At 36.7% G+C, this 12,922-nt stretch carries 11 protein-coding genes; 4 read left to right on the top strand and 7 right to left on the bottom strand.

Annotation, left to right across the window (positions count from 1 at the left end):
• Window positions 1-54: 54 nt before the first annotated feature.
• The 6 genes from BFM98_RS01335 to BFM98_RS01360 all read right to left on the bottom strand — a co-directional run bounded on the left by BFM98_RS01335 (window position 55) and on the right by BFM98_RS01360 (window position 5,857).
• Window positions 55-645 carry a ComF family protein gene (locus BFM98_RS01335; protein ID WP_066036323.1) on the bottom strand — a complete coding sequence of 197 codons (591 nt, stop codon included), beginning with the start codon at window positions 643-645 and terminating at the stop codon, window positions 55-57.
• Complete coding sequence (locus BFM98_RS01340) at window positions 642-2,027, bottom strand: ATP-dependent helicase ComFA (protein WP_066036324.1); 1,386 nt, start codon at window positions 2,025-2,027, stop codon at window positions 642-644. Before BFM98_RS01340 ends, BFM98_RS01335 begins: the two co-directional genes overlap by 4 nt.
• A 44-nt stretch (window positions 2,028-2,071) precedes the next feature.
• Window positions 2,072-2,914, bottom strand: coding sequence for a DegV family protein (locus tag BFM98_RS01345; RefSeq protein ID WP_066036325.1), 843 nt, complete (start codon window positions 2,912-2,914; stop codon window positions 2,072-2,074).
• Between the two features lie 253 nt (window positions 2,915-3,167).
• Complete coding sequence (locus tag BFM98_RS01350) at window positions 3,168-3,713, bottom strand: DUF3225 domain-containing protein (protein ID WP_004227588.1); 546 nt, start codon at window positions 3,711-3,713, stop codon at window positions 3,168-3,170.
• Between the two features lie 285 nt (window positions 3,714-3,998).
• The gene (locus BFM98_RS01355; protein ID WP_004227590.1) at window positions 3,999-4,673 is read right to left on the bottom strand and encodes a response regulator transcription factor; all 675 of its coding nucleotides are present in this window, start codon (window positions 4,671-4,673) and stop codon (window positions 3,999-4,001) included.
• 35 nt (window positions 4,674-4,708) lie between these two features.
• A complete protein-coding gene (locus BFM98_RS01360) occupies window positions 4,709-5,857 on the bottom strand; it encodes a sensor histidine kinase (protein ID WP_048392088.1) in 1,149 nt (382 codons plus the stop codon).
• Between the two features lie 165 nt (window positions 5,858-6,022).
• On the opposite strand from BFM98_RS01360, the gene BFM98_RS01365 reads away from it, so the two are divergent.
• Complete coding sequence (locus BFM98_RS01365; protein ID WP_066036326.1) at window positions 6,023-6,658, top strand: YigZ family protein; 636 nt, start codon at window positions 6,023-6,025, stop codon at window positions 6,656-6,658.
• Window positions 6,659-6,805: 147 nt separating this feature from the next.
• Window positions 6,806-7,861, top strand: a complete 1,056-nt coding sequence (locus tag BFM98_RS01370; protein ID WP_048392090.1) for an LCP family protein — start codon at window positions 6,806-6,808, stop codon at window positions 7,859-7,861.
• 258 nt (window positions 7,862-8,119) lie between these two features.
• On the opposite strand, the gene BFM98_RS01375 is transcribed toward BFM98_RS01370, so the two are convergent.
• Window positions 8,120-9,187: a glycosyltransferase family 4 protein gene (locus tag BFM98_RS01375; protein ID WP_004230902.1), complete on the bottom strand. Its 1,068-nt coding sequence runs from the start codon at window positions 9,185-9,187 to the stop codon at window positions 8,120-8,122.
• Between the two features lie 225 nt (window positions 9,188-9,412).
• On the opposite strand from BFM98_RS01375, the gene secA2 reads away from it, so the two are divergent.
• Entirely contained in the window at window positions 9,413-11,776 is a 2,364-nt protein-coding gene (gene secA2, locus BFM98_RS01380; protein ID WP_066036327.1) for an accessory Sec system translocase SecA2, read from the top strand.
• Complete coding sequence (locus tag BFM98_RS01385; RefSeq protein WP_054549747.1) at window positions 11,776-12,672, top strand: accessory Sec system S-layer assembly protein; 897 nt, start codon at window positions 11,776-11,778, stop codon at window positions 12,670-12,672. The genes secA2 and BFM98_RS01385 overlap by 1 nt, the downstream gene beginning before the upstream one ends.
• The last annotated feature ends 250 nt before the right edge of the window (window positions 12,673-12,922 follow it).

The following is a 12,922-nucleotide window of genomic DNA, read 5'->3' on the forward strand; positions in this document are numbered from 1 at the left end:
ATTTTATCTACGAATGCTGTCTCATTAACTATTATACATAATGCATTGGTATTTTCATCCTTCAATTAATGTGAAGTATTGGACATTTTTAGCACCCGCCTGCATTAAAACAGTTGTAGCATGCTGTAGAGTTGTCCCTGTAGTTTTTATATCGTCAAAAAGAAGATAATTTTTATGTTCAACTTGTGCTCCCTTCTTTAAGCAAAAAAGTGGAGCTGCCTGTATTCGCTGCTCTCTATTTTTGGAGCTTTGTGTTTCTGTCGTTGTCTTTTCTAATAATTGAATAAAGGGAATATGAGCCGCTTTTAATAGTTCATCAGTATGCGAGAAAGTACGCTCCTGTTGCTTGAGAGGATGCATCGGAATGGGGAGAATAATCGCTTTTTCTTTATTGAAACGATCATAGAGCTCCTGCCGAAATACCTTTGCAAGAGCCACATCTTGAAGAAACTTTAACTGGTGTAAGTAATCCTTCATCGCCTCATTATATTGATAAAGGGATGTAGTAGATTGAGAAGGTACAAAACGAGCGGCACATCTTTCACATATAGTCGGCGAGAATTGCTTGGTTAGAATCATTTTCCAGGAAATAGTTATTTTTAATGGCTGTGTGCATATTAAACAATGAGATTCTATTTTATTCATTCAGAAAATCCCTTCTTATTATAAAATTGAATTTTTGCGCATGCCTCATCCATCTCTGCTGTGATGCCGTGATAAAAGAATAGGACGTCCCCATCAGGAAATTGAACATCTCGTCCAACTCGACCTGCAATCTGAATGAGGGCATTGGAGGTAAAAATCAATGATTCTGCCCCAATAACAGCCACCTGTACATTGCTGATTGTAATGCCTCTTTCTAATATCGTAGTGGTTAATAAGCCCGGAACTTCTTTATTTCGTAGCTTTAACACCTTCACCTTCCGCTCTGGGTCAGCTGCATGCACAGCTAATATGTCTTCATTTAACCCTTGAAAAAGAGGAGTTGCACGTTTCATTAAGTCAATTGTCGGGAAAAATAGTAAAAAGGGTTCCTTTTGGTGTAAGCGCTCCTCCACCCACTTTTTTAACCTTTTAGGGATTTTACCTCGCTTAAAGCATTTATTATAGCTCCATAAAGAACGAACTTGTGGGACTGGTAATGGATGATTATGATAGCGTTTTGGAATAAAAGAGTAGCTTTCTTGCTGGAAAGTATGGAGTAATGATGCTGATGGGGTTGCTGTCACAAATACCAGAGGAGCATTTTCCTTTTTAGCCTTATCTACTGCTCTTTGTAGAGTTTCATCAAATGTATAAGGAAAAGCATCTGCCTCATCTACAATAATGACATCAAATGCCTTATCAAATCGGTAGAGCTGATGGGTTGTTGCTATAACAAGCTGTGCATAGCCATTTTGGTGAGGTGCTCCACCGTATAAAGCATGAATAACTGTATCCGGAAAAGCCTCTTGAAAGCGTGGATACAGTTCTAACACTACATCTGTCCGTGGTGTAGCAATACAAACACGTAGCCCTCTCTTTAATGCATCATAGACAGTAGGAAAAAGTAGCTCTGTTTTGCCTGCACCGCAAACTGCATGAATTAAATGGGAGCGTTTTGCTTTCACACTTGCCAAGGTTTCATTAGCAGCCTGTTGCTGGAGTTCGGTGTATTGCCCTGCCCATTTTAATGAATGCTTGTTAATTTTTATCGTCTTGGGACCTGTCCAAATCATCAATTTTGTACAGCTACTTACTCTCCCCATTTTAATACAGTGTCGGCAGTACACACATTGTTGCCAACATTTAGAACAATCGAATTTTGTGAATAAGTGCGGATCTGTATTGTGACAACGATTGCATTTCATAGCTGGCTTTATTTGAATTCCTTCTATTATACTTACGTATTTTCGCTGTATTGCTTTCTCAATATCTTCAGATGAAAATGGCGAATGTTCTTTTAACCAAATGCGACCTTCATGAAAATCACGTAATGCTGGGGGCAACAACCAACCCCTATATCTCATTAAAACCTCCCCTTTCATAGAAAAAAGCCTCTACTTTTGCTGTAGAGACTTCTCACAATTCGTTATTTTTTTGTCCATCCTAATCCCATCGATCCTTCACCTAAATGAGTACCAATAACGGGACCAAAATAGCTCAATTTAAAGTTTACGTTTGGGTACGTTGCGGCTAATTGCTCTAGCCATTCTTGGGCTTCAGCAGGGCAATTTCCGTGAATGACAACAGCGTCCATCGCTGCATACTTTTTTGCATCCTCTGCTAGCAATTCTTCCGCACGCTTTAATGCCTTTTTACGTGTTCGTATTTTTTCGAAAGGTACAATTACCTTGTCCACAAAATGTAAAACAGGCTTTACTTGTAATAAGCCACCGATTAATGCAGCTGCAGAAGATAAACGCCCACCACGCTGTAAATGTGCTAAGTCGTCTACAATGAAGTAAGCACGAATAGACTGCTGCATGTCCGCTAATGCTGCAAGTATGTCTTTCGCTGAATAGCCCTCTTTCGCCATTTCAGCCGCTTTTAAAACGTAAAAGCCTTGAACTGCACAGGATATTTCACTGTCGAAGGTATAAACATTAATGCCTTCCACCATTTCACCAGCCTGTACTGCACCTTGGTATGTTCCACTAATACCGCTCGATAAATGGATGGAAATTACCTCATCATAATCCTTTGCTAGCTCATCAAAAAGAGCGACAAATTCTCCGATTGGAGGCTGTGTTGTTTTGGGAAATTCTTTAGCTCCACGCACCTTATCATAAAATTCAGATGCTGTGATATCTACTTCTTCTGCAAATAATTGACCTGAGATATTGACACTTAAAGGTATCATGTGAATGTTTAAGCGTGCACGTTCCTCAGCTGTAATATATGCAGTACTATCTGTTACGATTGCCGTCCTCATCCATGTCCACTCTCCTATAATTCATAGTTTACAATCTATTTCTTATTGGTGCAATTGTTGTTGCCATCGCTTTGCTTTCACACAAACTACGAAAAACAAAAAGAAATGAATGTGAAATGAATGACGAACGCCAAATTCACGTTCTCGCCCTTCTAGAGTTGTGCTAGTAAGCTAGCTTCCATTTCACATTCATTTTCTATTTATAATAGGCATATCTTCACTCAATTGTTATGTTGAATGAAGATAGCTTCTGTTAATTTCCTGTACTTGACTGTGAGTCATCGCCAATATAAAAGACACTTGTTACTTTCCAATCATTGTCCTCTTTCACAAAGACTGTTACCTGACGTCCTGCACTTTCATGTTCGACATTTGTCTCAAGCTGAAGTGAGTGCATTTTCATGTTGGCAAATACTTGCGCCTCTTCTGATTCATACTTTGCAATTGTTACATTTTCTACTTCACGCTTAATATCAAATTGATCAAATACTTCTGATGCATATGTTTTTTCTTCATCGTATTTAAAACCCTTTGGATTTTTCGAGATTGTATTCATATAACGATCAATTTCTTCAGCATTTAATGCAGCAATATACTCATCAAAAGATGCTAAAATTGCCTTTTCATCTTCCGCTGGTACATTATCAGCCTTTTCTACGTTTCCACCCATCATTTCAAAGCCAACTGTACCATCCTCTATTACTTTATCTCGTTCTTCATCACTCATCTTCTCATCTTTATTACCACAGGCAGTTAACACTAATAAGATTAGAACTGCTAGAAAACTTTTCTTTAACATCAAAAAACCTCCCGCGCATATTGTAGCATATAAATGCTTTCGTAGGAATTTTGTTGTGCATTTTCAACATTTAAGTGCTACATCTTCCTTATGACGCATTAGGCTGTAAAATGTTGCATGAATTGCTAGTTATCATATTCATACTAATGATTAGTAATGTTACAAAATTGTGAATGACCTGTTCTTCATCATGTAAGCCCAATACAAATTATTACCAAAAAACAATAAAAAACTGTTTTAAAAACTACTTCAATAAAAAGTAGCTTTTAAAAACAGTTTTAGCAATTAACGTACTTCAACCCAGCCATTTTTAATGGCTGTTACAACTGCTTGTGTACGGTCATTAACATTCATTTTTTGTAGAATACTTGATACGTGGTTTTTAACTGTTTTTTCAGAGATAAACAGTGTCTCACCGATTGTACGGTTTGATTGACCATCTGTTAATAATTGTAATACTTCACATTCACGCTTAGTTAGCAAATGGAATGGACGACGAATTTCAGTTTGATGGAAGTTTCCTTTATTTTCATGTTCTGAAAGTCGCTTGAATTCTGCTACTAGGTTTTTCGTTACTTTTGGGTGTAAATAAGAACCGCCGTTGGCAACAACTTTAATCGCCTCAACGATTTCATCTGCATCCATCTCTTTTAACATATAGCCAAGAGCACCTGATTTTAATGCATGCGTAACATATGTTTCATCGTCATGTATAGACAACATAATCACTTTTGCATCTGGAAATTCAGTAATTAACTCTGCCGTTGCTTCTACTCCATTTTTGCCTGGCATGTTAATATCCATAAGTACAACATCTGGTTCGTTTTCAGCGTATAACGTAACAACATCTGTACCATCGTCACCTTCTGCTACTACATCAAACGTATCTTCAAAATCTAAAATGCGTTTTACTCCTTCGCGGAATAGCTGGTGATCGTCTACAATAATAATCTTTGTCATTTGTCTTTACCCCCTAGATTTCTGCGACAGTTACATCATTCTACTTCTAACGGTATTTTAAATAACACCGTTGTCCCTCGATTGATTTCACTCGTAATGGTGATTGTACCATTTAAAATTTCAATACGTTCTTTCATTCCTAAAATCCCAAAGGAATGATCTTTCACTACTTGTGGGTCGAAGCCTATGCCATCATCTTTTACAACAATGTTGACGGCATCTTTTAACCATTCAAGCTTTACCCAAATGTCTTTACACTTTCCATGCTTCATGGCGTTGGTTACACATTCTTGTACTAATCGGAAAATGGATACTTCATAATTTGAAGGTATACGTTTTTCTGTACTTCTCGATTGGAAATGAATTTCAACACCTGGATTATATTCAGTCACTGTCGATAAATACTTCTTTAATGTCGGAATAATTCCCAAATCATCAAGTGCCATTGGTCGTAGATCATAAATAATACGTCGCACCTCAGATAAAGCATTACGCACCGTTTTCTTTAAATCGGCAATTTCAGCCAAAGCCTTTTCAATACCTTTTTCACGATACGTTCTATCTATTAAATCAGTGCGCATAAGGACATTTGCAAGCATTTGAGCAGGTCCATCATGAATCTCTCTTGATAAACGCTTACGCTCTTCCTCTTGAGCTGCAATAATACGTATCCCAAAATCCTGTTTCATTTTTGCTTGTTCAAGGGCTAAACCAACATTTCTTAAATCTGAAGTTAAGTAATTCAAAACGACATTTACCTGATTAACAATATGATCAGCACGTTCAATCGTATCGAGTAATCCTCTTAATCTTCTCTCTAGATCATCTCTTTTATCCCGTAGCTGTTTTTCTTGTGTTCTAATAACGGAGAGCTTTACTTGAAAATCATGTGCAGTTTCATATGCTTCTCTAACTTGTTCTTCGGTATAATTATCAAAAGCTTTACTCACTAGCACAAGTCGTTGCTTAGCAAGCTGCGTACTTTTTTCCAATGCATCGCCATCATCAATTACGATTGATATTTGTTTTCGAACAATTTCAAGCTCTTTTTGCATATCTTCAAAGCTTCTGCGGCTTTGTTCACTTATAATAAAGATATCATCCTTTGAGCTCATGATTGTATCTAACATTCGATTAAAAATGTCATCAAGCGACTTTAAATCGAAGGTATCATTTGAAAACATAGTATACTCCCCAGTCTAATGTCTTATGATTACTTACTAATTTAATAGACTAAAATCACATATTCCATAGTCTACACCTATTATAGCATTACCATGCTAAAATTTAATGCTTTTTCTTCATGAAAATTATAGAATAGAACTCTAGTTAAAAGGAGATTGATACGAATGAGAGAAAACTATTTAACAGTAAAAGGATATGGTGAAAGCGAAATTGTCATTTCCAAATCTCGCTTTCTCACTTATATAGAACGTGCAGAAACGGAAGAGGATGCAATTTCTTTTATAGATGGTATAAAAAAATTGCATCATAATGCAACACATAACTGCTCTGCATATATTATTGGAGAGCATGATCATATTCAAAAGGCAAATGATGATGGGGAACCTAGTGGTACTGCAGGCGTCCCTATGTTAGAGGTCTTAAAAAAACAAGGGTTAAAAGATACGGTCGTTGTTGTGACCCGCTATTTTGGAGGCATTAAGCTCGGTGGTGGTGGCCTTATTCGTGCTTATGGAAAAGCAACTACAGAGGGATTAACTGCTGCACAGATAGTTGAACGTAAATTGCATCATGTCATGAAAGTAGCTATTGATTATACATGGCTAGGAAAAGTCGAAAATGAAATAAGAAGTTCATCATATTCTTTAGAGGAAATACGTTATTTGGAGGGTGTTGAAATCATTGTTTCTGTGCTAAAAGAGGAAGAAGAACAGTTCCGAAGTTGGATAATAGAAATGACAAATGGACAGACTACCATCACTTTCGAAGATGCTCAATTTGTAGAATTTATTGTCAATTAAATAGTTTTAATTGTCGAAACTAAATATGCATAGTATAATTTTTTTGTTAAGCTATTTTATTGTCCACACAATTACTTAGTAATAATTGAATAAAAGTTAGCTTCATTGCATTATTATTCCCAATAATTAGAGGAGAATATATCTATTATGAAAAAAAGATCTGTTAGTCCGACTAAAAAGAGGTCTTCTAAAGCTTCCTTAATTATAAAAGTTACACTACTCCTAGTTGCAAGCTTGGTGATTTGTGTAACGGCTTATGCTGTTTACCTTACAAAACAGGTAGAGCATGCTGCAGACTCAGCATATGAGGAATTAGAAGGTCGTCAGGTTTCTGCAAAACGCGAAGAAAGTGTAGAACCAGTACACGATAATGTATCTATTTTATTTGTCGGAGTTGACGATAGTGATAATCGAGGACAGGGGTCAGACCATTCACGTTCTGATGCACTCGTTTTAGCTACATTAAATAATAAAACTCATACAATTAAAATGCTAAGCATTCCTCGTGATTCATACGTTTATATTCCTAAAGTAGGTTATAAAGATAAAATTACTCACGCACATGCTATGGGTGGAACACTTACTACGATCGAAACTGTAGAAGAACTATTTGATATTCCTATTGACTATTATGTACGCATGAACTTTAATGCATTCATAGATGTTGTAGATGCATTAGGTGGTATTGAAGCTGAAGTACCATATGCATTGCATGAATTAGATGAGTTCGATAAGTTTACAATCAATTTAAAGCCAGGGTTACAGCATTTAAATGGAAGTGAGGCACTTGCCCTTGCAAGAACTCGTAAGCAAGATAGTGATATTGAGCGTGGCAAACGTCAACAGGAAATTCTATCTGCAATTATTAAAAAAGTGGCTTCTGTAGACTCTATCACAAAATATGATAATGTCATTAAAGCTCTTGGTGATAATATGAAAACAGATATGACATTCACTGAAATGAAATCCTTCTTATCTTATTTATCAAAAGGCGCACCACGTATCGATTCCTTAACATTAGATGGTACGGATGATATGTCTACTGGTATTTATTATTACCAGTTAAATCAAGATTCTGTTGAAGAAGTAAAAGAGATTTTCAAAAACCATCTTGGCCAAAATGAACAATCATCAAGCCTAACAAGTGGCAATACAGGAACAGACAGTGCTGCTAGCATCGATGACAATTCAGTTATTGAATAAGACCTGTCAGACCATAGACAAACTAGTCTATGGTCTTTTTATATGACTTTTCCATCGATTGACCACCCTTTACATTTCCCCCTCCTTGTAATCGATAAACAAGCTTACTTAAGTTCTCCTTCTTTTCACTCTCAATGCATAAAAAAACGGTTTAGAAAAAGCTTCTCGTTGTCTAGCGACTCACTGTTTAATGACTTTAATAGTAACCCTATTTAACAACAAAAAAGCAATCATACAAATTGTATGATTGCTTATATTTTATTTACTAAATATCCGTACAAAATTTAATAATGGTTTATAGTTTTTACCAGCCAATCCGATGACCTCTACAAAGATTTCAATAGCTGTTAGGATGACCGCTACAAGTAATATAGCTCCCCAAACCTTTGCCATAGAGAAAATGATAGCTGCTAATCCAAACATTACTGCAATTCCGTAGATAATTAGGACTGTTTGTCGATGTGTAAAGCCCATATCGAGTAATCGATGGTGTAAATGTGATTTATCTGGGTCAGACCATTTCTTCTTCATGCGAACACGACGAACAATTGCAAAGAATGTATCCGAAATCGGAACACCAAGGATAATAATTGGAATGATTAAAGCTACAAATGTAATATTTTTAAAACCAAGTAACGCTAACACAGAGATCATAAATCCTAGGAACAATGCCCCTGTATCACCCATAAAGATTTTTGCTGGGTGGAAATTATAAAATAAGAAACCAAGTGAAGCTACAGCTAAAATGGCTGCTAACGCTAAAACAAACACATTGCTCATGATAAACGCCATGACAGCTAATGTAATCAGTGCAATCGTAGAAACACCTGCAGCTAGACCATCAAGGCCGTCAATTAAATTAATGGCATTCGTAATACCGATGATCCAAATAATCGTTAATGGAATACTCAATAAACCAAAGTCTAATGTACCTAAGAAAGGTAGATTAACCATTTCAATTTCAATACCACCTACAAAAACAACAATCAGTGCAGCAACTAGCTGACCAAGCATTTTTGCTTTAGCAGAAATCTCACGCATATCATCAATAACACCTGTGATTACGATTATACAAGCACCAATAATGATAGCTAATAAAGCCTCATTACTACCATGTTTTGTATGAACTAAAAATGAGTATAAAATCGTCACGCCAATAATAAAGGCAAGGAAAATGGCTAAACCGCCAAGTCTTGGCATAATTCGAGCATGTACTTTTCGATAGTTTGGTGCATCAACTGCACCTATTCTAAACGCTAAACGTTTCACTAATGGAGTTAACAAAATGGATGCAACGAACGCTGCTATTAAAGACACGTAAAGCATGTCTCTCCTCCTCAAATATATAATCTACATTGAAATCCAAATTGATTATAGCATGAACAAGCATTGAAATATACTTTTTCTAAACATTTTCCACGATTTCACAAATATTTTGTACATTTTAGCATTAATAGATTCCTATATAGTCAATTGTAGTCACCATAAGTAAAATTTGATAGAATAATGGTGTGTCTAGCATGTAGACAACATTAAAGGAGCGTATATTTCATGTTCTCAATTTTCAAAAGTAACAAAGAGCAAACAAGTGCTCGTCAATTAAAACGCTACTACAAAATAGTAGATCAAATTAATAATCTTGAAGAAAAGTATGTTGATAAGTCAGATGCTGAATTAAGAGAAATGACTTTTATTTTCAAAAATCAATTAGAACAAGGTGAGCCTATTACATCAATCATCCCAGACGCATTTGCTGTTGTACGCGAAGCCTCAAAGCGTGTATTAGGAATGCGTCATTTTGATGTGCAGCTTATCGGTGGTCTAGTATTAACAGAAGGTAATATTGCTGAAATGCCAACAGGTGAAGGTAAAACTCTAGTTGCCTCCCTTCCCTCTTATGTACGTGCATTAGAAGGTAAAGGTGTTCATGTCATCACAGTTAATGATTACCTAGCAAAGCGTGACTATGAGCTAGTCGGTCAAATTCATCGTTTCCTTGGCTTAACTGTTGGTTTAAATGTACCGATGATGGAAGCTGATGCGAAAAAAGAAGCTTATAATGCCGATATTACATATGGTGTTGGTACTGAGTTTGGTTTCGATTATTTACGCGATAATATGGCTTATAGCCTTGCAGATAAAGTGCAACGTCCTTATCACTTCGCCATTATTGATGAAGTGGATAGTGTATTAATCGACGAAGCGAAAACACCTTTAATTATCGCAGGTAAAATGCCTTCCAACGAAGAATTACACCGAATTGCTGCTATGTTAGCGAAACGATTCAAGAAAGATGAAGATTATGACTTTGACGATGAAACAAAGGCTACTTCTCTAACGGATAAAGGTATTGAAAAGGTTGAGGCTGCCTTCAATATCGATAATTTATATGACTTAGAACACCAAACACTCTTCCATTACGTAATCCAAGCAGTACGTGCACATGTGATGTTTAAGCGCGATGTTGATTACATTGTCAAAGAAGACAAAATCGAGCTTGTTGATATGTTTACAGGTCGTATTTTAGAAGGTCGTTCACTTTCTGATGGCTTACATCAAGCGATTGAAGCTAAAGAAGGCGTAACGATTACAGATGAAAATAAATCAATGGCCCAGGTCACAATTCAAAACTATTTCCGTATGTATCCAAAGCTTTCCGGGATGACGGGTACAGCGAAAACACAGGAAAAAGAAATTCGCGAAGTATATGGCATGGAAGTTGTGCAAATCCCAACAAACCGTCCGCGTAAGCGTATTGATCAGCCTGATCTTATTTTTAACACACAGGAAGCAAAATATAAGTATGTTACAGCAGAGGTTAAAAAACGTCATGAAAAAGGTCAGCCAATTTTAATTGGGACAACATCAATTTTACAGTCTGAAACTGTAGCTGACTATCTGAAAAAGGAAAAATTAACATTCCAATTACTTAATGCAAAAACAGTTGAACAAGAAGTTGAACTTATTTCACAGGCAGGTCAAAAAGGTCGTATTACAGTAGCGACAAACATGGCTGGTCGTGGTACGGATATCATGTTAGGTGAGGATGTACACGAGCTTGGTGGTTTATATGTAATTGGGACAGAAAAGCATGAAAGCCGTCGTGTAGACAATCAGCTACGTGGACGTTCTGGCCGTCAAGGTGATGTAGGCGAAAGTCGCTTCATTCTCTCTATTGAAGATGATATGTTCCGCCGTTACGCAAAAGAAGAAGTAGAAAAATTCTCTGCAAAAATGATTGTAGATGATCAGGGTATTATTCAAAATAAAGAGGTTCAAGAGCTTATTGACCGAACACAACGAATTGTTGAAGGTTCCCAATATGGCATGCGGGAATATAACCTAAAATTAGACGATGTTATCAATGACCAACGTACCGTTCTTTATGGACTTCGCGACAAAATTTTAGCTGGTGAAGATTTAATGGGTGAACTGAAGAAAATGCTACGTGAAACAGTTGATTTTGCTGTTCATGACGCCGCGCCAGAAGATGTATCTCCAATTGAATGGGATTACGAACAAATGGAGAATGCGCTTAACTCATTATTCATCACACCTGTTTCAATCAACCGAGAAATAGGAAAAACAAAACAAATTCTTGCTGAAATTCAACCTTCTGAACAAGAACTGCTTGATCGCATGGAGACATTCGCTGAAAACGAAAGAGTCATAGAAGTACTTCCTCAAATTATGCTTAGCCATATTGATAGCGGCTGGATTAAGCATTTAGAGGCCATGACGCATTTAAAAGAAGGAATCGGTCTACGTCATTATCAGCAAGAAGATCCAATGCGAATTTACCAACGTGAAGGGCTAGAATTATTCGGTAAAAATTTCCAAGAATTACGTCGTTCTATTATTATAGAAATTACAGGCTTCATGAAAACAGTTGAGGCACAACAGGAGGAACAATAATGGGCTTATTTTCATTTTTTAAAAAATCAGATAAAGTTGTTCAGGAAAACACAATTGACTCAAAAGATTTACTAGGGAATACAACGAAAAATACAGGTGATAATCGCGATGTGGAAACAAAGTTATCATTCCATCCTGAATGGGATGTCCCACAAGAGCAAAAATACATTTTTAACTTCCTAGCGAATGAGCTAGAGCCGTTGAAACCAAATCAATTATCGCTTTCTTCAATTAGTATTGAAGAAGGTCGAGGTGGAAAATGGTTAGTTCGTGCATTTTTCCGTTCCTCTCTACCTCAAGCTATTGAGCTAGGTGAAATTGAACTTTTCATTATGGATAAAAATGATGAGCTTGTTGCATCTAAAAAATTCGATTTTAAAGCACTTGGTACAATCCCAGCAGAAAGTGCTCGTCCATGGGTATTTGAATTTGAAAAGTCTACAATTAAAGTAGATGAAGTTCCCGAAGATGGCTGGAAAATTGCCTTTAACCTTGTGTCCCTTCGCGGTCATCAATTAGAATTAGATCCGTCATGGGAAAAACAGTTACCAGCAGAACAAAAAGAAGAACTTGAGAAAATCGTTAAAACACTACCAAAACTAGGAGAGACAGAAGTGAATTTCACAGGTTTACAGGCCAAACTAGCTGACAATGGTAATTTAAACGTATCTATCTTTATTCGTAATGGACATAATAAAGCAATCAATCTAGAACAATTACCATTAGAAATTGTCGATGCTACAGGTAAACAAATTGCCAAAGGTTCCTTTAAAATGGATCCAATCTTAACTGTCCAACCAAACTCCACAAAGCCTTGGACATTTATTTTCCCAGCAGAGCTTGTTGATGCTAAAGACGCTGACCTTTCTCGTTGGACAGCTCGTGTAACACAATAACCTAAAACCCCCCTTTCTCTTTTTGAACTGCTCCCCAAATGTTAGACACATCTAACATTTGGAGGAGCAGTTTTTATATGGCTAAATTTACATCGGAAGAAAAACTACAAGCAGCCTTACGTTACATAAAAGGCCTGTCTCTTATACACATCTCCGAGCCCACGAGACCAGCGCTCACACCGTATGCCGTCCTCTGCTCGAAAAAAAAGTATAGACCGAAATATGATGAACAGCAGGATTGGCATCACTT

Source organism: Lysinibacillus sp. AR18-8 (assembly GCF_001705465.1).
Taxonomy (GTDB): Bacteria; Bacillota; Bacilli; order Bacillales_A; family Planococcaceae; genus Lysinibacillus; species Lysinibacillus capsici.